This window comes from Streptomyces sp. NPDC020845 (assembly GCF_044334165.1).
In the GTDB taxonomy this organism is placed as follows: Bacteria; Actinomycetota; Actinomycetes; order Streptomycetales; family Streptomycetaceae; genus Streptomyces.
This window is the reverse complement of the sequence record NZ_JBIRSJ010000001.1, coordinates 296546-322322: the sequence shown is the minus strand read 5'-3', so window position 1 is coordinate 322322 and position 25777 is coordinate 296546. Positions and strand designations below refer to the sequence as shown.

The 25777-nt window shown below is 72.4% G+C and carries 23 protein-coding genes; 10 read left to right on the top strand and 13 right to left on the bottom strand.

The genetic code is table 11. From position 1 onward, the window contains the following. Window positions 1-24: 24 nt before the first annotated feature. Window positions 25-885 carry an SMI1/KNR4 family protein gene (locus tag ACH4U7_RS01190; protein WP_398525949.1) on the top strand — a complete coding sequence of 287 codons (861 nt, stop codon included), beginning with the start codon at window positions 25-27 and terminating at the stop codon, window positions 883-885. Window positions 886-921: 36 nt separating this feature from the next. Here the strand turns inward: ACH4U7_RS01190 and ACH4U7_RS01185 are convergent, their stop codons facing one another. Genes ACH4U7_RS01185 through ACH4U7_RS01175 form a run of 3 tightly spaced genes read right to left on the bottom strand, consistent with a single transcriptional unit; the run spans window position 922 to window position 3459 of the window. Next, entirely contained in the window at window positions 922-1611 is a 690-nt protein-coding gene (locus ACH4U7_RS01185; RefSeq protein WP_398526430.1) for a polysaccharide deacetylase family protein, read from the bottom strand. A gap of 56 nt (window positions 1612-1667) precedes the next feature. Beyond that, window positions 1668-2636 (bottom strand): DMT family transporter, encoded by a 969-nt coding sequence (locus ACH4U7_RS01180; protein ID WP_398525948.1) that lies wholly within the window; start codon window positions 2634-2636, stop codon window positions 1668-1670. A gap of 4 nt (window positions 2637-2640) precedes the next feature. After that, window positions 2641-3459 carry an SDR family NAD(P)-dependent oxidoreductase gene (locus ACH4U7_RS01175; RefSeq protein ID WP_398525947.1) on the bottom strand — a complete coding sequence of 273 codons (819 nt, stop codon included), beginning with the start codon at window positions 3457-3459 and terminating at the stop codon, window positions 2641-2643. Between the two features lie 270 nt (window positions 3460-3729). On the opposite strand from ACH4U7_RS01175, the gene ACH4U7_RS01170 reads away from it, so the two are divergent. Then, on the top strand, window positions 3730-4848 hold the full coding sequence (locus ACH4U7_RS01170) for a galactosyldiacylglycerol synthase (RefSeq protein WP_398525946.1): 1119 nt from the start codon (window positions 3730-3732) through the stop codon (window positions 4846-4848). Between the two features lie 187 nt (window positions 4849-5035). Here ACH4U7_RS01170 and ACH4U7_RS01165 read toward each other — a convergent pair whose 3' ends face one another. From ACH4U7_RS01165 to ACH4U7_RS01150, 4 genes are all read right to left on the bottom strand, one after another. Next, window positions 5036-5764 (bottom strand): prephenate dehydrogenase, encoded by a 729-nt coding sequence (locus ACH4U7_RS01165; protein ID WP_398525945.1) that lies wholly within the window; start codon window positions 5762-5764, stop codon window positions 5036-5038. Window positions 5765-6089: 325 nt separating this feature from the next. After that, window positions 6090-6560 carry a VOC family protein gene (locus ACH4U7_RS01160; RefSeq protein WP_398525944.1) on the bottom strand — a complete coding sequence of 157 codons (471 nt, stop codon included), beginning with the start codon at window positions 6558-6560 and terminating at the stop codon, window positions 6090-6092. A gap of 106 nt (window positions 6561-6666) precedes the next feature. After that, window positions 6667-8280 carry a PepSY-associated TM helix domain-containing protein gene (locus ACH4U7_RS01155; protein ID WP_398525943.1) on the bottom strand — a complete coding sequence of 538 codons (1614 nt, stop codon included), beginning with the start codon at window positions 8278-8280 and terminating at the stop codon, window positions 6667-6669. Between the two features lie 113 nt (window positions 8281-8393). Further along, window positions 8394-9050 (bottom strand): winged helix-turn-helix transcriptional regulator, encoded by a 657-nt coding sequence (locus ACH4U7_RS01150; protein ID WP_398525942.1) that lies wholly within the window; start codon window positions 9048-9050, stop codon window positions 8394-8396. A gap of 87 nt (window positions 9051-9137) precedes the next feature. Between ACH4U7_RS01150 and ACH4U7_RS01145 the strand changes: the two genes are divergently transcribed. The 5 genes from ACH4U7_RS01145 to ACH4U7_RS01125 all read left to right on the top strand — a co-directional run bounded on the left by ACH4U7_RS01145 (window position 9138) and on the right by ACH4U7_RS01125 (window position 15747). Further along, complete coding sequence (locus ACH4U7_RS01145) at window positions 9138-10352, top strand: pyridoxal phosphate-dependent aminotransferase (RefSeq protein ID WP_385616633.1); 1215 nt, start codon at window positions 9138-9140, stop codon at window positions 10350-10352. A 119-nt stretch (window positions 10353-10471) separates the two neighbouring features. After that, window positions 10472-11392: an AEC family transporter gene (locus ACH4U7_RS01140; protein ID WP_398525941.1), complete on the top strand. Its 921-nt coding sequence runs from the start codon at window positions 10472-10474 to the stop codon at window positions 11390-11392. A 163-nt stretch (window positions 11393-11555) separates the two neighbouring features. Further along, complete coding sequence (gndA, locus tag ACH4U7_RS01135; protein WP_398525940.1) at window positions 11556-13013, top strand: NADP-dependent phosphogluconate dehydrogenase; 1458 nt, start codon at window positions 11556-11558, stop codon at window positions 13011-13013. Window positions 13014-13132: 119 nt separating this feature from the next. Continuing rightward, window positions 13133-14569: an MFS transporter gene (locus ACH4U7_RS01130; RefSeq protein WP_398525939.1), complete on the top strand. Its 1437-nt coding sequence runs from the start codon at window positions 13133-13135 to the stop codon at window positions 14567-14569. Next, window positions 14560-15747 carry an anhydro-N-acetylmuramic acid kinase gene (locus ACH4U7_RS01125; protein WP_398525938.1) on the top strand — a complete coding sequence of 396 codons (1188 nt, stop codon included), beginning with the start codon at window positions 14560-14562 and terminating at the stop codon, window positions 15745-15747. The genes ACH4U7_RS01130 and ACH4U7_RS01125 overlap by 10 nt, the downstream gene beginning before the upstream one ends. 7 nt (window positions 15748-15754) lie before the next feature. Here ACH4U7_RS01125 and ACH4U7_RS01120 read toward each other — a convergent pair whose 3' ends face one another. Beyond that, window positions 15755-16183 (bottom strand): cytidine deaminase, encoded by a 429-nt coding sequence (locus ACH4U7_RS01120; protein WP_398525937.1) that lies wholly within the window; start codon window positions 16181-16183, stop codon window positions 15755-15757. 51 nt (window positions 16184-16234) lie between these two features. Between ACH4U7_RS01120 and ACH4U7_RS01115 the strand changes: the two genes are divergently transcribed. Both ACH4U7_RS01115 and ACH4U7_RS01110 read left to right on the top strand, forming a co-directional pair. Next, window positions 16235-16714: a macro domain-containing protein gene (locus ACH4U7_RS01115; protein ID WP_398525936.1), complete on the top strand. Its 480-nt coding sequence runs from the start codon at window positions 16235-16237 to the stop codon at window positions 16712-16714. A 167-nt stretch (window positions 16715-16881) separates the two neighbouring features. After that, window positions 16882-17427 carry a DoxX family protein gene (locus ACH4U7_RS01110; RefSeq protein WP_398525935.1) on the top strand — a complete coding sequence of 182 codons (546 nt, stop codon included), beginning with the start codon at window positions 16882-16884 and terminating at the stop codon, window positions 17425-17427. A gap of 165 nt (window positions 17428-17592) precedes the next feature. Here the strand turns inward: ACH4U7_RS01110 and ACH4U7_RS01105 are convergent, their stop codons facing one another. Together ACH4U7_RS01105 and ACH4U7_RS01100 are read right to left on the bottom strand one after the other, a co-directional pair. Then, complete coding sequence (locus tag ACH4U7_RS01105) at window positions 17593-18441, bottom strand: hypothetical protein (protein WP_398525934.1); 849 nt, start codon at window positions 18439-18441, stop codon at window positions 17593-17595. Then, window positions 18441-19712, bottom strand: a complete 1272-nt coding sequence (locus ACH4U7_RS01100) for a VWA domain-containing protein (RefSeq protein WP_398525933.1) — start codon at window positions 19710-19712, stop codon at window positions 18441-18443. Before ACH4U7_RS01100 ends, ACH4U7_RS01105 begins: the two co-directional genes overlap by 1 nt. A gap of 183 nt (window positions 19713-19895) precedes the next feature. Here ACH4U7_RS01100 and ACH4U7_RS01095 point away from each other — a divergent pair, with 183 nt between their 5' ends. After that, complete coding sequence (locus ACH4U7_RS01095; protein ID WP_398525932.1) at window positions 19896-21086, top strand: CdaR family transcriptional regulator; 1191 nt, start codon at window positions 19896-19898, stop codon at window positions 21084-21086. On the opposite strand, the gene ACH4U7_RS01090 is transcribed toward ACH4U7_RS01095, so the two are convergent. From ACH4U7_RS01090 to ACH4U7_RS01080, 3 genes are all read right to left on the bottom strand, one after another. Continuing rightward, entirely contained in the window at window positions 21077-21832 is a 756-nt protein-coding gene (locus tag ACH4U7_RS01090; protein ID WP_398525931.1) for a YoaK family protein, read from the bottom strand. The two genes, ACH4U7_RS01095 and ACH4U7_RS01090, sit on opposite strands and share 10 nt — an antisense overlap. Beyond that, a complete protein-coding gene (dnaK, locus tag ACH4U7_RS01085; protein WP_398525930.1) occupies window positions 21829-23739 on the bottom strand; it encodes a molecular chaperone DnaK in 1911 nt (636 codons plus the stop codon). The genes ACH4U7_RS01090 and dnaK overlap by 4 nt, the downstream gene beginning before the upstream one ends. Before the next feature lie 118 nt (window positions 23740-23857). Then, window positions 23858-25768 (bottom strand): SpoIIE family protein phosphatase, encoded by a 1911-nt coding sequence (locus ACH4U7_RS01080; protein WP_398525929.1) that lies wholly within the window; start codon window positions 25766-25768, stop codon window positions 23858-23860. Window positions 25769-25777 lie beyond the last annotated feature (9 nt).

Below are 25777 nucleotides of genomic sequence, written 5' to 3'. Positions count from 1 at the left end.
CGGACCGGCGTCTACGCTGTGCCCGTGATCCTTCCGCACGCCTCGCTGTCCGAACTCGTCCGCCGCGTACCGCCCCCGGCCGAGGCGGTGGACGGCCACGGCGACTGGGAGGCGGCCGAGGCCGTGCTGGGTGTGCGGCTGCCCACGGACTTCAAGGCGCTCGTCGAGACGTACGGGCGTGGCGAGTTCTGCGACCACATCTGCCTGCGCACACCGTTCGGCGAGGACAATCCGGTCCGGCTCGCGGCGGATCTGCTCGAGGACTACGACGGCATGCGGGAGATGTTCCCCGAGAACTTCCCCTATCCGCTCTTCCCCGAGCCGGGCGGGCTGATCGCGTGGGCGGTGACGGGCAGCGGACACCATCTGTGCTGGCGCACCGCGGGGCCGCCGGACGAGTGGCCGGTCGTGGTGTGGTCGCGTGACGACGACTACGAGGAGTACGTGCCCGGCACCGCCGACTTCCTGGAGGGGTGGATCACCGGGCGGATCGTCTCGGAGGCCATGCCTGGCAGCCACCTTGACCTGGCTCCGTGGTTCGACTCCGCGCGCGAACTGGTCCATGTGTACGTCACGCTGGCAGAGGGCGAGCGGCCCTACCCGGAGCGGCTGCGTCTGCTGCGCGAGGCGCTGGCGCCGACCGCCGACCGGGGCGGCTTCGTGTCCGAGGCCGACGGCCTGCGGCAGGATCATTTCGCCACCGTCGAGGGTGGCTGGGAGGTGACGTACGAGACGGCGTACGGCCATCAGATCCGGGCGGCGTTCCCTTCGGAGGACAGCGAGCGGGCGCGGCTGGCCGTGCTGGGCGCGGCGAGGTTGATGGGGTGTGAGGTGCTGGGGTTGTCGACCGTGCACGGCACGGTCGTCTGGCAGCCCCTGCCCTGAGTCTCGGCGTGACGTATCCCCCGGCCGGGGCGCTGCTCAGCCGCCGATCCCGTGGTCGGCGAGCGGACCCACCGCCCAGCCCTCGTCCCGGCATACGCGGACGAGGGCGGGCAGCGCACCGAGTGTCGCCCGCCAGCAGCCGGGCTCGGCCGCCCGGTCGGAGTCGTGAAGCAGCACCGTGCCGCCACCACGCAGATCGCGGCATACGGTGGCGAGCACCGAGGCCGGCGTGGCCCGTGCGGTCCAGTCGCGGCCCCACGCCGTCCACAGCACGGGCCTGAGCCCGGCCCGCGCGGCGGCCAGCACCCGGCCACCGGTCAGCACCCCGTACGGCGGCCGGTACCACCGCGGCACCACGCCCGTGGCCCGCCGCACGACGCGGACGGCGCCCCCGACCTCGCGCAGGTCCCGGGCGACCGTGGGCAGCCATGGGCGGCTGTGCGCCCAGCCGTGGACGGCGAGCTCATGGCCACGGCGGGAGATTTCGTAAGCGGTCCGCGGATGGCGCAGAACGCTGTCGCCGAGGACGAAGAACGTGGCCCGTACGGCGAGCTCGTCGAGGGCGTCGAGGAACTGCGGGGTGGACCCGGGGTCGGGCCCGTCGTCGAAGGTGAGTGCGATGTGATCGGGCCGCCCGCGACCGGCCAGGGCAGGGAAGAGGGAGCGCCGCACCCCCGGCAGCCAGGTGCCGGCGGGGCCCACATGCGCGGCCATCGCCAGGGCCATCGTGGCCGTGGCCGTAGGCCGCTGCCGCTCCCAGCCACACCGGGTCGCCGCCCCGGTCACGACGTGCCGCCGCTTTCAGTCCTGCGTACCGTGCGGGCAGGGTACTCACGGGTCGATCGGGTGGCCGTGTCCCAGCCGTCGGCGACGGCGGGTGAGTGGGACAGGCCGACGATGCCGGCCGCCATCAGGGCGACGCCGATCGCCTCGGGCACGATGCGCGGCCCCAGGGCGATGCGCTCGCCGAACAGCACCCAGCCCAGCACGATGCTCATCAGCGCGTCGCCGAGGGTGAGCGCGGGCTGCGACGCCGCGAGGGTGCCGGCCCGCAGGGTGCTCTGCAGCAGCAGGAAGCTCAGCAGCCCGACGCCGCACACCGCGTAGAGCGGCCAGCTGGTGAACACGGCGGCCACACCGCCGGAGAACCGGCCCGTGAACTCCTTGATCAGCGCCGCGGTGCAGGCGAAACACGCCGCGGTGGCGCAGCCCAGGACGGCGGCACGGGCGGGGCCGCGCAGTGCGCGGGCGGCCGCTGTCAGGACACCCACGGCGAGCGCCGCCAGCAGCCCCACCGGGAGCCAGCGGCCGTTCTTCGCGGCGCCCTGGCCGTGCGAGGGGTCGGCCGCCACGAGGAAGATCGCCAGCCCGGCGGCGAGCGTCACGAACGCCAGCCATGTCCGGCCGTCCGGGCGGTGGCGGAAGACCAGGCTGCCGACCACCAGGGTGAACAGCAGCTCGGTCACGAGCAGTGGCTGCACGACGGAGAGCCGCCCGACCGCGAGCGCGCCCACCTGGGCCACCGCCGACACCACCATCGCCGCCCCGCCGGCCAGCCAGAACGGGCGTCGCAGCAGCCGGGCCAGCCGGAGCAGGGCCTGCCCGGCCCTCCGCCCCGCTCGCTGATCCGGTTCCGGTTCCAGCTCCTGCTCCTGTTCCTGCTCCATCGCGGCGCGTCGCTGCAGCACCGACGCCGCGCCGTTGGCCAGGGCGGACAACAGCGCCAGCAGGACCGTCAGCGCGTCGTGCACCGCGTCACCCGAAACGGGACGCCAGTCGGCGGTACAGCGCCGGGGCCGCGCTGCGGACCAGCGCGGGCAGGCGCAGCCAGGCGGGTACGTAGACCTCGTCGCGGCCTCGCGCGACGGCGTCCCAGACCGCGTCGGCGACCGTGGCCGGGGGCAGCGGGCGGGGCCGGCGGCGGGTGTACGGGGTGCCGCGGCGGGCGAAGAACGGGGTGTCCACCACGCCCGGGACGACGTGGGTGACCCGTACGCCGGACCCGTGGAGCTCGTACCGGAGGGCGTCGGCGAAGGTGCCGAGCGCCGCCTTGGCGGCGGAGTAGACCGCCTCGCCCTTGACGCCCACGCTGCCCGCGACCGATCCGATGAGCACGATATGGCCGCGCCGTTCGGCCAGCATGTGCGGCAGCACCAGGCGCGCGAGGCGTACGGCGGCGAGCAGGTCGACGGAGATCACCTGGTCGATGGCCGCGGGCGGCATCGAGCCGAACGGTCCGGCCCAGCCGACCCCCGCCCCGGCGACGAGCAGGTCGATCCGCCCGGCCACGTGGAACGCTTCCCGGACCAGGTGGCCGCTTCCCTCCTCGGTGGCCAGGTCGGCGGGGAGGGCAGTGGCCGAGGTCCGGGCCGCCACGCGGTCCAGCCGCTCCTGGTGGCGGCCGCTGATCAGCAGCCGCCAGCCGCCCTCGGCGGCCAACCGGTCCGCGACGGCGGCGCCGATGCCCGAGGACGCGCCGGTCACCAGCGCGACGCCGCGCCACGCGGCAGCGGGGCTCTCCGCGTCCCAGGCCGGTCCACGGTGGGTTCCTGTGTCCGGGAGGGGGCGGGTCATGGCGACTCCCTGTGACGGCCGGCCGGGGCGCGCGGCCGCCGTATGGTTTGGCGACACGCGGAACGGTTACCTCCAGTTAGCCACGTCCAGCTCCACCACGCACCACACACGCCACGCACGCACACACGCGACGCCGCACCACACGCGCCCACCGCACGGCGCATCGGCACAGGCCACACGTCAGCCGTGCACACCAGCGGAGGTGACGATGTTTCCCGCGTATCCGCCACCCGACGCCCAGCGCGCCGGGCGCTGTCCCCAGGAGCGCCGGTGAGCCGGCGTTTCCTCGTGGTGAGCGCCAGCATGGGCTCCGGTCACGACGCGGTGGCCGGGGAGCTGGCGCGGCGCCTGAACGCCCGGGGACACCGGGTGGACCGGACCGATGTCCTCGCGCTGCTGCCCGCCGGGATCGGCTTGGGGCTGCGCTCCGGATACCGGGCGGCGATCCGCCACCTCCCCGTCCTCTACGCGGGAATCTACGCCGCGTTCTTCCGCCCGGGCCCCGGCCCGCGGCCGGGCAGCGCCCCGCTGGCGGCACTGGCCGAACGCCGACTGCTGGACCTGGTCGAGCGATGGCGGCCGGATGTGGTCGTCCCCGTCTTCCATCTCGCCGCCCAGCTCACCGGCCGACTCCGCGCGGGCGGGGCGCTGCCGGTGCCCAGCGCCGTCGTCGTCACCGACTTCGCGGTGCACCGGCAGTGGCTGCACCCGGGCAACGATCTGCATCTGTGCGTCACCGCCGAGGCGGCCGACACCGTGCGGCGGGCCGTGGGCCGGCCCGCGGTGGCCACTGGTCCGGTGGTGGCCGGGCGCTTCTTCGCCCCCGCCCCGGGGGCGGCCGACTGGCGGTGCCGCTTCGCGGCCCGCGCGTCCGGGAAGCTCCCGGTGGCACTGACGGCGGGTGCGTGGGGGACCGGCAGCCGACTGGCCGCCACGTCGCGGCTGCTGGCCTCGGCGGGGTATCTGCCGGTGGTGCTGTGCGGCCGTAACGAGCGGCTGCGCCGCGAGCTGTCGCGGTCGCCGGAGGTGTGGGCCATCGGCTGGGAGCCGGACCTGCCCGGTCTGTTCGCCGCGTCGCGGGCCGTGGTGGACAACGCCGCCGGGCAGACCGCCCTGGAGGCGCTGGCCGCCGGGGTGCCCGTGGTCGGCTATCGCCCCATCCCGGGCCATGGGCTGGAGGGTGTCCGCCACATGGCGGCGCTGGGCGTGAGCGACCACGCGCGCGGCGCGGGGGAACTCGTACGGCTGCTCGACACGCTCACCGCGCCCGGCGCGGCGCGCGACCGCCGTATCGCCGCGGGGCGCCGCCTGTTCACCGGCGACGCGGCGGCCTGTCTGGCCGAGGTCGGCCGGGTGGCCGGAGCGGCCCACGGTGCGGCGGGCGATTAGGCCGGCATCCTCAGGCGCGTGCCGAGGAGCGGGCTGGTGCTCTCAGAGGTGCACCAGGGAAGGGCCCGTGTTCTCAGAGGTGCACCAAGGAGGGGCCGGTGTTCTCAGTGGTGCTTCGAGGAGGCGCCTGTCGGGCGGTGGATGGGCGGTGTGTCCGCCCGTCAGGCGCCGACCCCCTGGGCCTCGGTCAGGCCTCGTACAGGCCGCGCCCGGCGCTCTTGGCCCGGTCCGCCTTGCGGAGTCGCTCCAAAGTGTTACGCACGGAGTTGACGTTCGTCCGCGTCTCGTCGCGCCCCAGGGCCTCGTTGACCTCAGCGGCCCGCAGCGGGCGGCCCGCCTTGCGCAGTGCGGCCAGCACGTTGTCCGAGAGCCCGCCGGAGCGCTCGGCCGCCGGCTCGGTCTTGGGCGCCGCGGCCTTGGGCGCCGCAGTCTTGGGCGCCGCGGCGGCCTTCTTGGCCGTCTTCTTGGTGGCCGTGGCCTTCTTCGCCGCGGTCTTCGAAGTCCGCGCGGTGGCGGGGGCCTTGGCCTTGCCCTTGCTGCGCTGACGGCCGATGGCGGCCTTCCGCGTGGCGGTGGCGGTGGCCCCGGCGGCGGGGGCCGGCTCAGCGGCCGGTTCCGGTGCCGCCTCGGGGGCGGGCTCGGCCGCCGTGGCCTCGGTGGCCGCGGTTTCTTCGGCCACCGGCTCCGGGGCCGGCGGCGCGGTTTCGGCCACCGGCTTCTCCGGCGCCTGCTGCGGTACCGGCAGGCTGGAGAGCGCTTGAAGGCTGTTCAGCGCGCCGCTGACCGCCTCCAGTCGCTTGGTGACGGATTCCAAATCCTTCTTGAGAGCCTCCTGCTGTTCCTCAAGTCGCGGGCGCTCTGCCTCCAGCGCCTCGATCGTCGATCCCACACTGTTGTCCGCACTCAATGCGTTCACCACCACTTCGTACCCTTTCTACGCCCATCGCAGCTGCGATTATGCCTGGTGTTCAGATGTGTACGGTGCCCTCCACACCGCCACACAACACCATCGAATCCACTTGCGCACCACTTCGAACACATGCGTTTCCAAGCGTGTGAATGTCCGACTGGGTGTCAGAATCCCCTCAAGGCCGAGCGTAGAGGTGCAACCGGGCCCAATGGAACACCGGTTGGCGATACGAATGTGGCTGCCACGCGGATGTGGCCGCCACGTGGATATGGCCGCCGTGAGACGGCGGCCATATCCACGTGGCGGCCCACGTGACGGGTTACTGCTCGGATCACTGCTCGTGGGCGTCCACCAAGCCCTGGATGTCGATCTTCTTCATGCCGAGCATGGCCTTGGTGACACGCGCCGACTTGGCCGGGTCGGGGTCGCTCATCAGCTCGGTCAGCTTGCTCGGCACGATCTGCCACGACAGCCCGTACTTGTCCTTCAGCCAGCCACAGGGCCCCTCTTCCCCGCCGTCACCGAGCCGCGCCCACAGCTCATCCACCTCGTCCTGCGTCGCGCAGTCGACGGAGAGCGAGATGGCCTCGGTGAAGGTGAAGTGGGGTCCGCCGTTGAGCGCGATGAACCTCTGCCCGGCGAGCTCGAAGGTGACGGTCATGACCGTGCCCGGCTCCCCCGGCCCCGCCTCCCCGTAGCGCTGGATGTCCACCACCCGGGAGTCGTCGAAGATGGACGTGTAGTGGCGGGCCGCCTCCTCGGCCTGGTCGTCGAACCACAGGAACGTCGTGATCTTTTGCATGGTGGGCTCTCCTTGCCGACTGGGGTCCGGTACCTGTGTGTGTTAGGACCGGCCGGGCCGCGAGAACTCATCGGTCAGGAGGAAACAGGAAGAAAAATGGCGGACCTCATCGGTAGGTGCGCAGGCCACGCCGGTGGGCGAGTTCGCCCAGGACGATGTCCAGGGCCCAGAATGCGGCGAGCGGGATGCCGAGCAGCGGGACGAAGTAGCCGAGCACGGCGACGGCCGCGGCCAGCGGCACCAGGACGTACGGCGGCACCTGTTGCCAGCCGCCGCGCGGTACGGGGCGGCCGAACGCGGAGGCGCTGCCGCGCTGCCACCACATGCGGTAGCCCCACAGGATCAGGAAGATCAGCGCGAGCGCCAGGGCGCCCAGCGCGATCTGGTTGACCAGGCCGAAGAGGTTTCCGGTGTGCGCGTCGATGCCCCATCGGGTGAGTTTGGCCAGCACCGGGTAGTCCTCGAACCGCAGTACGTCGGTGACCTCGCCGGTGGCCGGGTCGACGGCGACGGAGTCCTGTTTCTCCGGCCAGCTGCGCTGGATCTGCCGCACCACATAGGCGGCGTCCGCGTCGGCGGGCGGCACGATCTCCACCGGGTTGCTCAGCCCCTCGGCCCGGGCGGCCTTCAGTACGGCGTCGATGCCCGCATCGCGGGCGGACGACGGGTCTTCACCACCCATGTCCATGCCGGGCATGGAGCCGTGGCCGGAGTGCTCGCCACCCGCCTGCTCCCGCCCGTCCAGCGTGGCCGAGACCGACGGGGTGGTCTGGCCGATCGCGGAGCGCAGGTCCTCGATGCTCGCGCCGGCGTAGGTGGACCAGGTCAGGCCCGTCGCCGACAGGAAGAACAGGCCCACCGCGGCCCAGACACCAACCGCCCCATGGAAGGACATGGTCCGTCGGCGGCCGGTGGCGGCGCGGTCGGGCAGGGCGATGGCGCGCAGCCGGCGCTTGGTGCGCCGGCGGGCGAGCCACAGCACCAGCCCGCCACCGGTGATCACCCACAGCCAGCTGGCGGCGAACTCGCTGTAGAGACGGCCGGTCTCGCCGAGGTGCAGATCCCGGTGGAGCTCGTCGATCCAGGTGCGCAGGGGCAGTGCGCCGGTGGAACCGTACTGCTCCAGTGCGCCGCGCACCTTCCCGGTGTACGGGTCGACGAAGACGGCGAGCGTGTGATCCGGGTCGACACCCTTGACGCCGGAGAGCAGCACCCGGGCCGTGGCGCCCGCCTCCGGGGAGGGCCGCACCGCGCTGATGGTGCCCTCGGGGTGGGCCGCGCGGGCCGCGTCGATCTGCTGGGAGACGGGGAGTTCGCGCTCGCCGACGGGGACGCGCAGCTCATGGTCGTAGACGATCTTCTCGGCCTCGAAGGACGCCGCGTACAGCAGCCCGGTCACCGCCGCGACCAGCAGGAACGGGGCGACGACTACGCCCGCGTAGAAGTGCAGCCGCAGCACCAGCGGACGCAGTCCCGTCCACCGGATGAGCGTGTCTCGGGGCGCTGTGCGGGCTGGACTGAGGAGCCGCGCAGTGACGAAGGAGCGAGCAGCGACGAGGGAAGCCCGCGCGTAGAAGCGCCCCGAGACTGAGCGGGGAGGAGGGGTTCGCCCCGACCGCCCCGGGGGACGGGTGTCGGCCGCGGGAGGCGGCCCCGCGGCCCCCGCGGCCGTGGTCGGCGAGCCGTCGTCCGTGGTGACGGCGGTCGTTCGGTCGGGCATGGACGGCTCCCGTTCGCTGGACTATGCGGTACGGCGGTGGCCGCACCGCATCAGTCGTCGGATCCGGGTGCTGTCGAGTTCCGGGCCGGGCGTGTGATGCGCGTCATACGCCGTCAGGAACCGGCGCCGCGCAGCGCGTCGGCGAGCGGGCCCGCTCCGGTCAGCTCGACGGCTCCGGCGGCGATGCCGTCGGCGACCGTGAGCGTGCCCTGGGCGAGGGCGACGCAGGTGTCGGCGTCCACGACGAGCCGGGTGTCCGGGCGCTCGGCGGGCCCGTCCCCGTACGACGGCTCGGCCGCGCCGAACACCAGATGGAAGCCGCCCTCCTCCAGCACCACATCGACGACCCCTTCATGTCCCGCCGCGAGGTGCCCGAGCCGGTGGAGCAGCGGCAGGGCGAACCAGTGGGCCCGGATGGCGTCGGTGGGCTGCCGTTCGGCCAGCGCGGGCGCGCCCCAGGCGGCGAGGGCGGTGAGGACGGGCAGCAGCGCGCGGCCGTGGGGGGTGAGTTCGTAGACGGAGACCGACGCCGGCGGCGGCAGCTTCCGGCGGGCGAGTACGCCGTCACGCTCCATGTCCTTCAGCCGGGTGGCGAGCATGTCCGTGCTGACCCCGGGCAGGTCGGTGTGGAGGTCGGTGTATCTGCGGGGGCCGGCCAGCAACTCCCGCGCGATCAGCAGCGTCCACCGGTCACCGACGGCATCGAGGGCCCGCGCGATCGCGCAGTACTGGTCATAGCTTCGGCGTGGCATGCGCCCCAGTCTAGCCATTTAGTTGGACTTTCCAAGTGGCGCCTTGGTAGAACAAAGCAAGCCGTCGTCGGCTGATGAGGCGGATGAGAAACGGGAGGGCACCACATGGAGTTCCGGCAGTCGAACAAGCTCAGCGAGGTCTGCTACGAGATCCGGGGGCCGGTGATCGAGCACGCCAACGCGCTGGAGGAGGCCGGACACAGCGTGCTGCGCCTCAACACGGGCAATCCGGCGGCGTTCGGGTTCGAGGCCCCGGAGGAAATCCTTCAGGACATGATCCGCATGCTGCCGCAGGCCCACGGCTACAGCGATTCGCGCGGCATCCTCCCCGCCCGCCGGGCCGTGGTCCAGCACTACCAGCAGCGCGGCCTGGACGACCTCGGCGTGGACGACGTCTTCCTGGGCAACGGCGTGTCCGAGCTGGTGTCCATGGCCGTCCAGGCCCTGGTCGAGGACGGGGACGAAATCCTCATCCCGGCCCCCGACTTCCCGCTGTGGACGGCGGTCACCGCCCTGGCGGGCGGCAAACCCGTGCACTATGTGTGCGACGAGTCCGCCGACTGGTACCCGGACCTCGACGACATGGCGTCGAAGATCACCGACCGCACGAAGGCCGTGGTGATCATCAGCCCGAACAACCCCACCGGGGCCGTCTATCCGCGCGAGATCATGGAGGGCATCCTCGACCTGGCGCGCCGCCACCATCTGATGGTCTTCTCCGACGAGATCTACGACAAGATCCTCTACGACGGGGAGGTCCATCACAGCCCCGCCGTCCTCGCCCCCGACCTGGTGTGCCTGACCTTCAGCGGCCTGTCCAAGGCCTACCGGGTGGCCGGGTTCAGGTCCGGCTGGGTGGTCGTGTCCGGCCCCCGGCAGCACGCCAGGAACTACCTGGAGGGGCTGACCATGCTGGCCTCGATGCGGCTGTGCCCCAACACCCCCGCGCAGTTCGCCATCCAGGCGGCCCTCGGCGGCCGGCAGTCCATCGAAGACCTCGTACTGCCCGGCGGACGGCTGCACGAACAGCGCGACCGCGCATGGGAGAAGCTCAACGAGATCCCCGGAGTGTCCTGCGTCAAGCCCAAGGGCGCGCTGTACGCGTTTCCGCGGATCGACCTCGGCGTCCACCGGATCCACGACGACGAGCGGTTCGTTCTGGACCTGCTGTTGCGCGAGAAGATCCAGGTGGTGCAGGGCACCGGCTTCAACTGGCCGCGCCCCGACCACTTCCGCATCCTCACCCTTCCGCACGTCGACGACCTCGAGTCGGCCATCAGCAGGATCGGACGGTTCCTCGGCGGATACCGGCAGTCGTGACCACGAGGGCCTGACCACGAGGCCCTGACCGCGACAGCTCATGACCGCAGACCCCTGACCGCGCCTTCGCACGGATGTCGTGCACCACCGGCGGGCAACCGCTTGTAAGGTGCATTCTTATGGGCGGGGTGATCTCGGGTTTCGGCGTCATCGCGAGCATCGTCGTCACCGGTTACGTCCTGGGGCGCCGCGGCTCGCTGGGCGAGCACGGGCGCGATGTGCTCACCGCGGTCGCCTTCCAGGTCGCCAGCCCCGCGCTGCTGTTCTCCACGCTCTCCCGGGCCAACCTCTCCGTCCTGCTGTCGGTCCCGATGCTCGTCACCGGCTTAAGCACCTTCGTCGTCGCGGGGACGTTCATCGCCGTCGGCGCCGTACGCCGCTGGAGCGTCGGCCGCACGACGATCGGCGCGCTGTGCGCCAGCTATGTGAACGCCGGAAACCTGGGCATCCCCGTCGCCATGTACGTCCTCGGGGACGCTTCCCTGATCGCGCCGGTCCTGCTCTTCCAGCAACTCGTCGTGTCCCCGATCGCCCTGACGGTCATCGACCTGAGCCGCAGCGAGAGCCGGACGTCGCTGCTGCGGCAGCTCACCACGCCGGTACGCAATCCCATCGTCGTCGGCTCCCTGTCCGGTGTGGTGGTGGCCGCGGCCGGCTGGCGGATCCCCGGACCGGTCATGGAGCCGGTCTCGATGCTGGGCGGGATGGCGGTGCCCGGTGTGCTGCTGGCGTTCGGCCTCTCGCTGCCCGGCAGCGCGCTGCCCGGGCGCGGCGAGGACCGCGGCCCGGTGCTGCTGTCGGTGGCGCTCAAGTCCTTCGCGCAGCCGGTGGTGGCGTGGGCCATCGCGGCCGGGGTGTTCGGTCTTGGCGGCGCCGCGCTGTTCGCCGCCGTCGTCACTTCGGCGCTCCCGTCGGCGCAGAACCTCTTCACGTACGCCGTGCGCTACCAGACCGCGACGAGGCTGGCCCGCGAGTCGATCCTGCTGTCGACGTTACTGGCGGCCCCGGTGCTGCTCACGGTGGCGGCGCTGCTCGGCTGAGCGGTGCCCGTTCCCCAGCGGGAGGCACGGGCCCGGCCGGCGGACACCGGCGGCCCCGCGGGCGCCGCGAGATGTGCCGGATGTGAGTGTCGCACTGCGCACACCCGGCGGCCCGGCTACCGTCGATGTCGCTCGGACCCCCGCCAGGAATCGAGGAACAGCAATGGCACCCTCCGCGTCAGCCTCGTCAGCGTCTGCCTCCATCGGAGTCACCGGGCTCGCCGTCATGGGCAGCAACCTCGCCCGCAACTTCGCCCGGAACGGCTACACCGTCGCGGTGCACAACCGCACCCCCACCCGCACCCGCTCCCTGATCGAGGAGTTCGGGCACGAGGGCTCGTTCGTGCCGGCCGAGAAGCCCGCGGACTTCGTGGCCTCGCTGGAACGGCCCCGGCGGCTGGTGGTGATGGTGAAGGCGGGTGAGCCGACGGACGCGGTGATCGACGAGTTCGTGCCGCTGCTTGACCCCGGGGACATCGTCATCGACGGCGGCAACGCCCACTTCCAGGACACCCGCCGCCGCGAGGCCGCGCTGCGCGAGCGCGGCATCCACTTCGTCGGGACGGGCATCTCCGGCGGCGAGGAGGGCGCGCTGCACGGGCCCTCCATCATGCCCGGCGGGTCGGCGGAGGCTTATGCCGCGCTCGGGCCGATGCTGGAGAAGATCAGCGCACATGTCGACGGCGAGCCGTGCTGCACCCACATCGGCGCGGACGGCGCCGGACACTTCGTCAAGATGGTGCACAACGGCATCGAGTACGCCGATATGCAGCTGATCGCCGAGGCGTACGACCTGCTGCGGCGTGCGGCGGGACAGACCCCCGCGCAGCTCGCGGAGATCTTCCGCCGCTGGAACACCGGCATGCTGAACTCCTACCTCATCGAGATCACCGCCGAGGTCCTCGCCCACACCGACCAGGCGACCGGCAAGCCGTTCGTCGACATCGTCGCCGACGCCGCCGAGCAGAAGGGCACCGGCCGCTGGACCGTGCAGATCGCGCTCGACGTGGGCGCGCCGGTCCCCGGTATCGCCGAGGCGGTCTTCGCACGCTCGCTGTCCGGCCACACCGAGCTGCGCGCCGCCGCCCGGCAGTTGTCGGGGCCGCAGGGGCCCGCCCTGACCGGGGCGGACGCCGACGGGCTGGTCGACCGGGTCGAGCAGGCCCTGTACGCGTCGAAGATCGTCTCGTACGCCCAGGGCTGGAACATGATCCAGGCCGCGGCCGACCAGTTCGGCTGGGACATCGACCTGGGCTCGGTGGCCAAGATCTGGCGCGGCGGCTGCATCATCCGGGCCGGGTTCCTGGACGAGATCCGCAGCGCGTACGCGGCCGACCCCGCGCTGCCCACGCTGCTCGCCGACGAGCGGTTCGCCCGTCAGCTCGGCGAGGCGCAGGACGCATGGCGGGCCGTGGTGACCACCGCCGCCCAGCAGGGGATTCCCACGCCCGGGTTCTCCTCCGCGCTCGCCTACTACGACGCACTGCGCGCCGACCGGCTGCCCGCCGCCCTCATCCAGGGGCTGCGGGACTTCTTCGGCGCCCACACCTACCTGCGCACCGACCGCGAGGGCGTCTTCCACACCGAGTGGTCCGGCGACCGGAGCGAAACCCAGAAGTGAGGCCGCGCCAGGGCGCGATGTGACCGACGGCGCCCCGGTGGAGAACCGGGAAACGGGGAATCAGGAACGGAAACCGGCTTCTGACCGTGCGAGGACCGCGACGGCTGGAGGGAACACAGGTGACCGTATCCATACCGGATCCGCCCCGGGCCACCGGGGAGGCCGTCCGCCCGACGCGCCGCGCCCTGGTGGCGGGGTCGGTGGGCAACTTCATCGAGTGGTACGAGTTCGGCGTCTACGGCTACTTCGCGACGGTCATCGCCGCGAACTTCTTCACCCCCGAAGGAGGAAACGACCTCGAGGGCCTGGTCAAGACCTATGCGTCCTTCGCGCTCGCCTTCTTCTTCCGGCCGATCGGCGCAGCCGTCTTCGGCCGCCTCGGGGACCGGATCGGCCGCCGCCCCGTCCTGATCCTCGTGGTGCTGCTGATGACCGCGGCCACCACGCTGATCGGGCTGCTCCCCACGTACGACACGGTGGGCGCGGCCGCGCCGTGGCTGCTCACCTTTCTGAGGGTGCTGCAGGGTCTGTCCGCTGGCGGTGAGTTCGGCGGCGCGGTCTCGATCATGACGGAGTTCGCTCCCGACGGGCGGCGCGGGCTGTACGGGGCGTGGCAGTCCTTCACCGTGGCGCTGGGCCTGCTGGGCGGGGCCGGGGTGGCCGCGCTGCTGGCCACGGTGTTGAGCGAGCAGGCGCTGAACGACTGGGGCTGGCGGCTGCCCTTCGTACTGACGCTGCCGATGGGCCTGGGCGCTTTGTGGCTGCGGCTGCGGCTCGAGGAGACCCCCGCCTTCCGGGACGCCGGGGGCACCGATAGGCAGTTCGGTGGCGCGGTGGCGCCACTGCCGACGCCGCCCGCGGCCGAGGTGGCGCGGGCCATCGTCCTGGGCGCCGGGCGCATCATGGGCTGGGCCGCGGCCGGTTACACCTTCCTCGTCGTCCTGCCGTCGTATCTCCAGAGCACATTGGGCGCCAGCTTCCGGCAGGCGCTGATCGCGACCGTGGTGGCCAATCTGGGCTTCGCCGCCTCCATCATCCCGGCCGGGTGGCTCAGCGACCGGATCGGCAGACGGCCGGTGATGCTGTCCGGGGCGGCGTTGGTGACCGTCTCGGCGATCCCGCTGCTGAACCTGTTGCAGGAGACGGACCGTTCGAACCTGGTCAAGGGGGTGGCGGTGTTCGCTGCCGGGGCCGCGGTCGGGCTGATGGCCGGCCCCGGTCCGGCCATGCTGGCCGAGATGTTCCCGACCCGGGTCCGCTACACCGGGCTCGGCCTGGCGTACGCGCTGTCGAACGCCGTGTTCTCCGGCTGCGCCGGGCTCATCATCACCAAGACCATCGAGCGGACAGGCGAGGTGGACATCCCCGCGTACTACACCACGGTGACCTGTGCCATCAGCCTTCTGGCGCTGCTCACCCTGCGCGGGGACGACCACCGCGGCCCGCTGCGCGAAGGCCACCGGGCGGAGCAGGGCGGGACACCACGGACGGACGGAGCGGAAGACGGGCGCGGGGACGGCCGGGGTGACGAGCGGGGGGTCGGCCGATGCGGGTGATCGGGCTGATGTCGGGCACCTCGTACGACGCCATCGACGCCGCGGCCGCCGATCTGACCCTCGACGGCGACCGGCTGGTGCTGACCCCGCTGGGCATGGTCAGCACCCCGTACGAGGAGGAGTTGCGCGAGGCGCTGAGCGCCGCGCTGCCACCGGCGCCGACGGCCATGGGGGCCGTGTGCGAGCTCGACACTCGTATCGGCCAGGCGTTCGCCGCCCTCGCCGTCCGGGCCGACCGGGAGCTGTGCGACGGGCGCGCCGAGCTCATCAGCTCGCATGGGCAGACCGTCTACCACTGGGTGGCGGACGGCCGGGCGTACGGCACACTGCAGCTGGGGCAGCCGGCGTGGATCGCCGAGGCCACCGGCCGCCCCGTCGTCTCCGATCTGCGCGGCCGCGATATCGCGGCGGGCGGACAGGGGGCGCCCTTGGTGAGCGTCGTCGACATGCTGTGGCTACGCGGACGGCCCGGCGGGTGCGTGGCGCTGAACCTCGGTGGCATCGCCAATGTCACCGTGGTGCCGGACGGCGGCGGGGAACCCCTCGCGTACGACACCGGGCCGGGCAACGCGCTCATCGACGCGGCGGTGCGCCATCTGACGGGCGGTCGGCTCGACTACGACGAGGACGGCGCGATGGCGGCGCGCGGCACGGTGCACGGCCCCCTGCTGGGCCGGCTGCTGGCCGAGCCGTACTACGCGCGGCCCGCCCCCAAGACGACCGGGAAGGAGCTCTTCCACCTGCCCTATCTCCAGGCCGCGCTCGCGGGCCTGGGCCCGGTGCCCGCCGAGGACGTGGTCGCCACCGTCACCGAGCTCACCGCCGCCACCGTGGCGGACGCGGTGCGCTCCGCCGGAGCCGGCGAGGTGATCACCTCGGGGGGCGGCACCCGCAACCCCACGCTGCTGGCCGCCCTGCGCCGGGCGCTGGGGGACGTCCCGCTGCGCACCTCGGGCGAACTGGGGCTCCCCTCGGCGGCCAAGGAGGCGTACGCCTTCGCCGTCCTCGGCTTTCTGACCGCCCATGGGCTGGCCGGCACGGTGCCGGCCTGCACCGGCGCCCGCCACCCCAGCGTGCTCGGTTCGATCACCCCGGGCCGCCACGGACTGCGCCTGCCGCCGGAAGCCACTGCCGCTGGCCGAGCCGTACCGTCCCGGTTGGTGATCTCACCGCCGTGAGCACAGCTCATTCCGGGCCGCCGGCTTCCTCGTCGCCCTGGTGGTCCGCCCAGACGTAGGCGACGGGAAGCAGCTCGGCGACGGGGACGGTGCGCGGGTGGTCCACTGTCCCGACGATGACTTCGAGCGTGGGGAAGTAGTCGAACAGGAACTGGCGGCAGCGGCCGCACGGCGGGACCACCTCGCGCTCCCGGTCGCCGACCGCCACCATCCTGACCAGCTCATAGGCGCCCTGGGCCGCCGCGGCCCCGACGGCCACCATCTCCGCGCAGGGGCCGCCGGTGAAGTGGTATGCGTTGACCGCCGTGACGATGCGACCGTCGGCGGCGCGCGCGGCGGCGGCCATGGTGTGGTCGTCGCCCCGGCAGTACGTACGCGCGACATGCGCCGCGGCCCGGATGAGTTCCTCGTCGGCGGTGGGGGGCTGCGTGGTCATCTTCTCCGCTCTCACAAGGGACTGTCGGTGCCGGATCGTAAGCTGCGGATTATGGCAGCGATCGAGTATGTGCGCGGGGACGCCACCGCGCCGCAGGGGAAAGGGAAGAAGATCATCGCCCATGTCTGCAATGACCTGGGCGGCTGGGGCAAGGGCTTTGTGCTGGCCGTCTCGCAGCGCTGGCCGGAGCCGGAGGCGGCTTACCGGGGCTGGCACCGCGAGCGGGCGCGCAATGACTTCGGGCTGGGTGCGGTCCAGTTCGTGCAGGTGAGCCGGTATGTGTGGGTGGCCAATATGGTCGGCCAGCGCGGGATGCGCCCGGGCAGCAAGGGGGTGCCGGTGCGGTACGAGGCGATTGACGCGGCGCTGGGCGAGGTCGCGGCGAAGGCCGCCGAGCTGGGGGCCTCGGTCCATATGCCGCGCATCGGGTGTGGGCTGGCCGGTGGGCGCTGGGGGCGGATCGAGCCGCTGATATCCGAGCGGTTGGTGGCGAGCGGAATCCCGGTCACCGTCTATGACCACGGCGACTGACGGACACGGCGCCTGACGGGCCGCGGCCACTGGCATCCTCCGAGTTGAGGGCTTCCGCCATCGGGGGCATATTTGAACTGAGCGCGTTGCCGGATCCGGTGCGCCTGTCTGCTTGGTCTGAGTGGCCTGAGTGATCTGAGTTTCGCATTCGACCAGACGAGGGCGCCATGTCTTCCTACGACCCCACCCCTGCCCAAAACCACGCGTCCTCACCGCGGTCCCTGCCCAATGTGCTGGTCGCCCACGACGTGGGGCTGCTGGTGCTACGCCTGGCGGTCGGGTTGACCGTCGCCGCGTGGGGCGCGCAGCATCTGTTCGGCTGGTGGGGCGGCCCGGGGATCGAGAACACGAGCCGGGCCTTTGAGAAGTTCGGCTATCCCGCGCCCAAGTTCATGGCGGTGGTGGCCGGAATCACGGAGACATTCGGCGGCCTGGGGCTGGCCGTGGGCCTGCTCACGCCGCTCGCGGGCGCCGCGGTGGCGGGCACGATGGCCAACGCGGTGAATGTCGTATGGCCGTTGGGGTTCTTCGCCGGTTTTGGGTTCCCCCTGCTCATCGGGGCGGGGGCGGCGGGGCTCGCGCTGAGCGGGCCGGGCCGGATCGCCGTGGACGCCGTGATCCCCGGGCTGCGCTCCCACCGTGTGATCTACGGGGTGGTGACGCTGCTGATCGCGGCCGTCCTTGCGGCGATCACGATCGGGATCCGCGACTGATGCCCGTCCCATGCGCTCACGGCGACGTATGCTCACGGCGGCGCCCGGTCAGCGCGCACCGCCCGCGCACCGCCCGCTCGCCGGGGCGAGGGGCGGTGCGTGCCGTTCAGCCAGTGGGCGTTTCACCAGTGACAGTGTCCGTGCCAGTGGCCGAATCAGCGCTGCTCACTCGGCCGCCGGTGGGCGGCGGAAGCCGCGGCCGCGGGTGAGCGTGTAGCCGCCCACGCCCGCGAGCGCGCCCAGGGCGCCACCGATCACGGTCCACACCCAGCGGTCCGACCACCAGCCCGACCCCCAGCCGCCGTTCGGCTCGGCCGCGGTGTGCGACGAGGTGTCCTCGGCGGACGACTCGGGCGCGTCCGGGCTCGGCTCGGCATCCGGTGCCTGGGTCGCCCCGGCCCGCACGGCCGGGGTCAGCGGGGAGAGCTCGCCACCCTCCGCGTGCTTGCCGCCGACGTCCCGGGTGGAGGCGGTGATCTCGGTGGTGAAGGGCAGTCCGAGGTCCTGTTCCGGCAGGTTCACGACCGTCAGACGGACGTAATACGACCCCGGCAGCGGATCGTTGGCCCAGGCCTCGGACCAGGGCCGCACTCGGCGCAGCCGGCAGCTGAGGTCGACGGAGGCGTCCTGCTGGGTCGCGGTCGCGGTCTGGCTGCCCGAGGTGCAGGCCTGGCGGCGGCGCAGCCCGTCGTAGACATCGAGCTGCCAGGTGGTCCTGCCGTGCCGGGTCTGTGCCTCGGGGAGCTTGACGGTGGCCTTGACGGTGGGGACCTGCCCGGCCGCCGCGGGGAACACCCAGTACAGGTAGTCGCCGACCGACGCCGAGGCGGTGGCGGTCTGTCCCTGCTCGATCGCCGTGGCGGTCCGGAAGCCGGTGCCCGCCTCGGTGGGTTCGTCGCCGTTGTCCGTGCCCGCACTCGCGCTCGGGGACGCGTCGGCGGCCGCCACGGGGGCGGTGGCGAGCAGGGCGGCGCAGAGTGCGAACGTGGCGCCCGCGGTACGTAGGGCACGCATCAGTTGGTCCTCCAGACGGTGACGCGCCAACGGGCCAGCCAGCCCCACACCAGGCCCACCAGCAGCCCGGTGACGGTGAGCACGGCCAGCAGCACCCAGCCGCGGCCGAGGCCGAAGGCGGCCACGTCACCGGGCGGGTCGCCGGCGTCGACGATGTTCACGGCCAGTTCGACGGGGAGGCCGGGGGTGCGCTTGACGGAGGCGGGCGCGGAGAACGACTGGCTCACCTCGAGGCAGATCGTGCGCGGCGTACTGTCCTCCACGTCGCGGCCCTCGGCCACCGGATAGCGCAGCCCGCTCGAGAGGACATCGGTGCGGCCACTGCCCGCCTCGCTGCCGCGCACCAGCTCGCGGCCGCGCTCGTTCACCGCCCGCACCATCACGCCGTAGTCCGGGTCGACGGCGCGGTCGGCGCCCACGGTCGCCGAGGCCCGCAGCTCCTGGCCTGGGGCGACCTTCACCCGGTACCAGCGGTGCTCGCCGAAGCCCTCCCGGTCGTTGTAGAGGCCCGCGCCGAGAACGGGGGCCTGGGCGCACGCCTCGGCGCCCTCGACCGCGGTCGGGGTCTGGACCGGGGTGTCCGCGGCGCGCCGTACCAGCTGCTTGATGCGGGTGGACAGCTGGTCGGTGTGCTGGACCGCGGTGTAGGTGCCACCGGTGGCCTCGGCGATGCAGCTGAGCTGGTCCCGGACCTTGCTGTCCAGGGTCAGCCCGAGCGTGTCGACGACCAGATGGGTCCCCTGGGCGGCCAGTTCCCGCGCCACATCGCACGGGTCTGGCTGGCCGCAGGAGTCCTCGCCGTCGGTGATGAGCACGATCCGGCGGGTGGCGTCGCCGCCCGCGAGGTCCTTGGAGGCGCCGCGCAGGGCGAGTCCGATGGGCGTCCAGCCGGTCGGGCGCAGCGTGGCGACGGCGGTCTTGGCCTCGGTGCGGTCCACCCGGCCGACGGGGTAGAGCTGCTTGCTGTCCAGGCAGCCGGTCTTGCGGTCCTGGCCGGGGTACGTGGCGCCGAGGGTGCGTATGCCGAGCCGCACCTCGTCGGGCACGGCGTCGATCACCTCGTTGAACGCCTGCTTGGCAGCGGCCATGCGGGTCATGCCGTCGACATCGCGGGCGCGCATCGAGCCGCTGACGTCCAGGACCAGTTCGACTTTGGGGGACTCACGGGCCCGTTCGTCGTCGGCGACGGCCGCGGCGGGGGACAACACGCCGCAGACCACGGCCGCGAGCAGCCCGAAGGCGCCTGTCGCCAGGCGTTTCTTTATGATCACCGCGGCATCTTATGGAGCTTCATATGACCGGGCCAAAGTGGGTGGTGTCCGACGGCGCCCCGTCCGCGAAGCTGTCACAGAGGCGGAACCGCACGGCCATTGGTCACTCCGTATGAATGTGTGGCGAACCGGGGCCATGGCGCTGTACGGTGCGTCCAGCCCACCGGCCGGAGGATCCAGTTCGTGCTCAGCCCCTCACTCGCCCAGGAGATCGCCGGGGACACCTCCGCGGTCATCGGTTTGAACGTCCTCATCACCGACAGCGAGGGCGTCGTCATCGGCAGCGGTGACAGCAGCCGCATCGGCACCTTCCACGAGGCCTCCGTGGAGGTGATGCGCACTCAGGAGGCCGCCATCCACACCGCCACCCAGGCGCAGGAGCTCAAGGGGGTGCGCGCCGGGGTGACACTGCCGCTGGTCATGGACGGACACGCGGTGGGCACGGTCGGCATCACGGGTACGCCCGCCCAGGTGCGGCGCTTCGGTCTGGTGGTCAAGCGGCAGACGGAGATACTGCTGCGCGAATCGGCCGTCCTGCGCTCACGGGTGGTCAGGGAGCGGGTGCTGGAGGATCTGCTGGCGGATGTCGCCACGTACGACGCCGCGGTCGTCGAGCCGGACTTCGTCGTCTTCCGCGCCGCCGAGGTGGGCTTCGATCTGCGGCTGCGCCGGATCGCGGTGGTCGTCGAGGTGTCCGCGTCCGGTGGGACGAGCGGCGCCCGCCACCGCGCCGGGCCACCCGTGCCGGACACCTCGCTGGTCCGCTCGGAGCTGCTGCGCACCGTACGGGAGGTGTTCGCCGATCCGCAGGACGTGGTCGCGGGGGCGGCACCGGGGTGGATCGGGGTGCTGCACCGGCTGCCGGAACAGCGGTCGGCCAGCCGGGTGATGACGGCCTGTCAGCGGCTGACGGATCTCGTGGGTGTCCAGCACGGCCTCGAAGCCCGGGTCGGGATCGGGGAGCCGGCCACCTCGGTCGGCGGTCTGCACGACTCGTACCAGGACGCGTGCGACGCACTGCGCCTGGGGTCCCGGGTCGCGCCCGAGTTACCGGTGCACCTCGTCTCCGATCTGCGCGCCCACCAGTTGCTCGCGGCCACCGGCCAGCACACCCGCACCCGGCTGCTGGCGCTCACCGCCGCGGACCTGCGCGAGCAGCCGGACTGGCCGGTGCTCCGGGACACCGTGGTGGCCTGGTGCGAGAACGGCTTCAACTTGGTCCGCGCCTCCTCGGCGCTGCACATCCACCGCAACACCCTCGTCTACCGTATGAACAAGATCGAGCAGATCAGCGGCCGCCCGCTGCGCGACCACCGCACCACGCTCGCCCTGTACCTGGCCTGTCTGGCCGACCAGCTCGACACTCAGCCCTGACGCGCCACTCCCCCGGCTCTCCGCTCTCCGCACGCGTGGCCCACGAGGGAGCCCAGCCAGACGGCGGCGACCAGCCCGGTCGGCAGCCCGGGCGCGGCCCACGGCGCCAGGGTCAGCAGAACCCCTCCCCCGACCGCCCCGGCGACCAGGGCGGACAGCAGCGCCACGCTGGACCCGTGCACCCGGCCGGTGGCGACGAGGTCGGCCAAAAGACTGGTCAGCATGCCGGTGAAGTACGTGGTGGAGACCCCGGACGGCGCGACGGCACGCACCAACGCGCTCTGCCCTCCCATGGCCACGGCGGCCAGCGCCAGCAGCCCCTGCCGCCACCCTCCGTCGAGGTGGCCGTCGGCGGCGGCCCACAGCGCCCACAGCACGCCGAGCGCGAGCACTTCCACACCGAGCGCCCGGCGCGCCAGCCGCCTCTTGTCGGGCCCCCTGACGATCCGCCCGCTGACCAGCGAGCCCAGGACATAGCCGCCGACCGCGACGGCGGCGTGGCCGGCGAGCGCGGGGTCGCGGGTCCCCGCCGACATGCCGAGCAGCGAGAGGTTCGCGGTCATCACGCTGGTGAACACTTCGCCGAGCGCGAGAAAGGCGATGGCGTCCATCGAACCAGTGGCCACGGTCAGCGCCACGGCGGCCGTCAGGGCACCGCCGCCCGGCTCGACCCGGCCGCTCCCGTCCGATAAGCCGCCGGCCGGACCCGCCGGGCCGCCGTCCCGGGGTGGCAGGGGGTCGCTCATCCGCTGTCCCCCTTGGCCCCGTCCTCCTTGGACCCGTCCTCCTTGGGCCGGTCCTCGTCGACGATCTCCGCCTCGACGACGTCGTCGTCGGCCCCGTGCTCCGAGCCCGCGCCGTCGCCACCCGCGCCACTGGCCGGCCCGGCGGTCTCGCCCTGGGCCCCGGCCCGGGCGTACATGGCCGTGCCGATCTTCTGCGCGGCCGCGGCGGCCTTGTCGGTGGCCGCGCGGATCCGGCCGGAGTCCTCGCCCTTCAGCGTCTCCTTCAGCTCGGAGATGGCCGTCTCGGTCTCCTGCCGCACGTCCTGCGGCACCTTGTCCGCCTGCTCGCGGAGCAGTTTCTCGGTGTTGTAGACAAGGGATTCGGCCTGGTTGCGGGTCTCGGCCGCCTCACGCTTGCGGCGGTCCTCCTCCGCGTACCGCTCGGCCTCGCGCATCATCCGGTCGATGTCGTCCTTCGGCAGCGCGGAGCCGCCGGTGACGGTCATCCGCTGTTCCCTGCCGGTGCCGAGGTCCTTCGCCGACACATGCATGATGCCGTTGGCGTCGATGTCGAACGCGACCTCGATCTGCGGCACGCCGCGCGGGGCCGGCGGCAGGCCGGTCAGCTCGAACATGCCGAGCTTCTTGTTGTACGCCGCGATCTCGCGCTCGCCCTGGTAGACCTGGATCTGCACGGACGGCTGGTTGTCCTCGGCCGTGGTGAAGATCTCCGAGCGCTTGGTCGGAATGGTCGTGTTGCGCTCGATCAGCTTGGTCATGATGCCGCCCTTGGTCTCGATACCGAGGGACAGCGGGGTGACGTCCAGCAGCAGGACGTCCTTGACCTCACCCCTGAGGACACCGGCCTGGAGCGAGGCGCCGACCGCGACCACCTCGTCCGGGTTGACGCCCCGGTGCGGGTCCTTGCCGGTCAACTCCCTGACCAGCCCGGTCACGGCAGGCATCCGGGTCGAGCCGCCGACCATGATCACATGGTCGATACCGGACACCTCGATCCCGGCATCCTTGATCGCCTGGTGGAACGGCCCCTTGCAGCGGTTCAGCAGATCCTCGGTCAGCTGCTCGAACTGGGCGCGGGTCAGCTTCTCGTCCAGGTGCAGCGGGCCCTCGTCGGACGCCGTGATGTAGGGCAGGTTGATGGTGGTCTCGGACGCGGCGGACAGCTCGATCTTCGCCTTCTCCGCCGTCTCGCGCAGCCGTTGGAGCGCCATCTTGTCCTTGGCCAGATCGACCCCGTACCCGCTCTTGAACCGGGTGACGAGGTGGTCGACGATCCGCTGGTCCCAGTCGTCACCGCCGAGGTGGGTGTCGCCGTTGGTGGCCTTGACCTCGACGACCCCTTCACCGATCTCCAGCAGCGAGACATCGAAGGTGCCGCCGCCGAGGTCGAAGACCAGGATGGTCTGGTCGTTCTCCTTGTCCAGGCCATACGCCAGGGCGGCGGCCGTCGGCTCGTTGATGATCCGCAGCACCTTCAGGCCGGCGATCTCGCCCGCCTCCTTGGTGGCGGTGCGCTGGGTGTCGTTGAAGTACGCCGGAACGGTGACCACCGCGTCCGTGACGTCCTCGCCGAGGTAGCCCTCCGCGTCGCGCTTGAGCTTCTGCAGCACACGCGCGGAGATCTCCTGCGCGGTGTAGCGCTTGCCGTCCACCTCGCCGGTGGCCGGGAAGCGCCACTGCGCCTCCCCCATGTGGCGCTTGACCGACCGCGCGGTGCGCTCCACATTGGTCACCGCCTGACGCTTGGCCACCTCGCCCACCAGCACCTCGCCGTTCTTGGCGAAGGCCACCACGGAAGGGGTCGTCCGGGTGCCCTCGGTGTTGGTGATGACGGTCGGCTCGCCACCCTCCAGAACACACACCACGGAGTTCGTCGTCCCCAGGTCGATCCCGACTGCGCGGGTCATCTCAGCACTCCTCTCCTACGAGTCCTACGAGTCCTACGAGATGGGAGCCCTTCACAGAGTGATCCGATTCATGCTCAATGCTATAAAACATCACCTTTGCGAGTTTTATCGGTCGGCTCTATTGATCGGCGGGGATGCGCTGCTCGAACCAGACCACCTTGCCCGTGCTCAGCCTCGTCGCTCCCCAGCGCTCGGCCAGATGGTTGACCAGGAACAGGCCGCGGCCGCCCTCGTCGCCGAGCCGGGCGTGGAGCATCCGGGGCAGCTGGGGCGAGTCGTCGCCCACCTCGCAGCGGAGCACGTCTGTACGCAGCAGCCGCAGCGACAGCGGACGGGTGGCGTAGCGCACCGCGTTGGTCACCACCTCGCCGACCATGAACTCGGTGGACTCGATCAAGGAGTCGAGGTTCCAGCGGTGCAGTGTTCTGCGGGCCAGCCGACGGGCCCGGCGCGGGGTCTGCGGCTGGGGGTCGAGGAACCAGTAGGCGACGTTGTGCCAGGGGATGCCGTCGAAGCAGGCGGCGAGCAGCGCCACATCGTCGTCCTGGTTTCTCGGGTCGAGGGGGCCCAGGACCAGATCGCACAGGTCCTCGGGCGGCATGGGGGCGCGGGCGTGGGCCGCGGCGACACGCAGCCGGACACACAGCGACTCCACCCCGGTCCACACATCGGTCTCGCGGGACTCGACCAGGCCGTCGGTGTACAGCAGCAGGGTCGCTCCGGCGGGCGCGTGGGTCTCGACGCATTCGAAGACCACGCCACCGACGCCGATCGGCGCCCCCGGCGGGACCCGCAGCGCCTCCCCGCGGCCGTCCGGGTGCAGCAGCAGCGGGGGCGGGTGGCCGGCGTTGGCCACTTGCAGCCGGTGCGCGATGGGGTCGTAGATGGCGTAGAGGCAGGTGGCGATGTGCTGGCTGCCCAGGCGCTGGGCCTGTTCGTCGAGGTGGTGCAGGACCTCCTCGGGCGGCAGGTCGAGCCCGGCGAGAGTCTGCACGGTGGTGCGCAGCTGGCCCATGACCGCGGCGGAGGTCATCGAGTGGCCCATGACGTCGCCGATCACCAGCGCGACGCGGTTGCCGGGCAGCGGGATGGCGTCGTACCAGTCGCCGCCGACCCGGGCGGTCTCCGAGGCGGGCAGATAGCGGCTGGCCAGACGGACGCCGGTGGCCTCGGGCAGCGAGGTGGGGAGCATGGCGCGCTGCAGCACATCCGCGACCGACGCCTCGCGTCCGTAGCGCACCGCCTTGTCGATGCCGAGGGCGGCGTGCGTGGCGAGCTGGGAGGCGACCAGCAGATCGTCGGGGGTGAAGGCGGGGCGGCCCGGCTCGCGCAGCAGCGTGATGGCGCCGATGACGTGGTGGCGGCCGCGCAGCGGGGCGACGATCAGCCACCGGGCCGACGGTACGGGCCGGTGGCCGCTCGCGGTGCCGCACAGCAGCCGTCCCACCGTCGGGGCGATCCCCGGTGCGTCGCCGAACACCGGCCGCCCGGCCAGCAGCACCTCGGCGAACCGACCGGTGACGGTCACCGGCGCGGACTCGGGCCCGGGGTCCGCATCCGACACCAGGGCCGGTTCGGCGGCCGGCGCGGAGTCCTGTGTGTCGGTTGGGTCCGGGGGTGCGGCGGGCGCGCACGGCTGGGCGGCCCGGGGGCCGGGGCCGGTGGTGTGCGGCCGTAGTGCCACGGGCCCGCCGGGCTTCCCGTCCCCGGCCGGCAGGGGATCGCACAGATGGATGAACGCCGCGTCGGCGAAGGCGGGAGTGACGGCCCGGGACAGTTCGCACAGGGTCTCCTCCGGGTCCATGCCGCGGGCGATCCGGCGGGTCGCCTCGTCGAGGTAGCGCAGCCGCTCGGTGTGCGCCCCGGCCCCGTGCACCGCCTCGTCCCGGGCGGGCGCCGCCGGGCCGCCGCCGGCCGGCCGCCCGCGGTCCGTGGGCGCGGCGCGCTCCACCCGACCGGGGGGAGCGGTCGGCCGCTCGGCCCCGGTGGCGGGCCGGTCAGGGCCTTCACAGGGGATGCGGTGAGCCATGGGCTTGTC

Coding starts and splice junctions, on each gene's coding strand:
- ACH4U7_RS01185 (WP_398526430.1), bottom strand. CDS start 1,611: ATGGCCCTGGCGATGGCCGCGCATGTGGGCCCCGCCGGCACCTGGCTG.
- ACH4U7_RS01175 (WP_398525947.1), bottom strand. CDS start 3,459: ATGACCCGCCCCCTCCCGGACACAGGAACCCACCGTGGACCGGCCTGG.
- ACH4U7_RS01160 (WP_398525944.1), bottom strand. CDS start 6,560: ATGCAAAAGATCACGACGTTCCTGTGGTTCGACGACCAGGCCGAGGAG.
- ACH4U7_RS01155 (WP_398525943.1), bottom strand. CDS start 8,280: ATGCCCGACCGAACGACCGCCGTCACCACGGACGACGGCTCGCCGACC.
- ACH4U7_RS01150 (WP_398525942.1), bottom strand. CDS start 9,050: ATGGCTAGACTGGGGCGCATGCCACGCCGAAGCTATGACCAGTACTGC.
- ACH4U7_RS01145 (WP_385616633.1), top strand. CDS start 9,138: ATGGAGTTCCGGCAGTCGAACAAGCTCAGCGAGGTCTGCTACGAGATC.
- ACH4U7_RS01140 (WP_398525941.1), top strand. CDS start 10,472: ATGGGCGGGGTGATCTCGGGTTTCGGCGTCATCGCGAGCATCGTCGTC.
- gndA (WP_398525940.1), top strand. CDS start 11,556: ATGGCACCCTCCGCGTCAGCCTCGTCAGCGTCTGCCTCCATCGGAGTC.
- ACH4U7_RS01125 (WP_398525938.1), top strand. CDS start 14,560: ATGCGGGTGATCGGGCTGATGTCGGGCACCTCGTACGACGCCATCGAC.
- ACH4U7_RS01120 (WP_398525937.1), bottom strand. CDS start 16,183: ATGACCACGCAGCCCCCCACCGCCGACGAGGAACTCATCCGGGCCGCG.
- ACH4U7_RS01115 (WP_398525936.1), top strand. CDS start 16,235: ATGGCAGCGATCGAGTATGTGCGCGGGGACGCCACCGCGCCGCAGGGG.
- ACH4U7_RS01110 (WP_398525935.1), top strand. CDS start 16,882: ATGTCTTCCTACGACCCCACCCCTGCCCAAAACCACGCGTCCTCACCG.
- ACH4U7_RS01105 (WP_398525934.1), bottom strand. CDS start 18,441: ATGCGTGCCCTACGTACCGCGGGCGCCACGTTCGCACTCTGCGCCGCC.
- ACH4U7_RS01090 (WP_398525931.1), bottom strand. CDS start 21,832: ATGAGCGACCCCCTGCCACCCCGGGACGGCGGCCCGGCGGGTCCGGCC.
- dnaK (WP_398525930.1), bottom strand. CDS start 23,739: ATGACCCGCGCAGTCGGGATCGACCTGGGGACGACGAACTCCGTGGTG.
- ACH4U7_RS01080 (WP_398525929.1), bottom strand. CDS start 25,768: ATGGCTCACCGCATCCCCTGTGAAGGCCCTGACCGGCCCGCCACCGGG.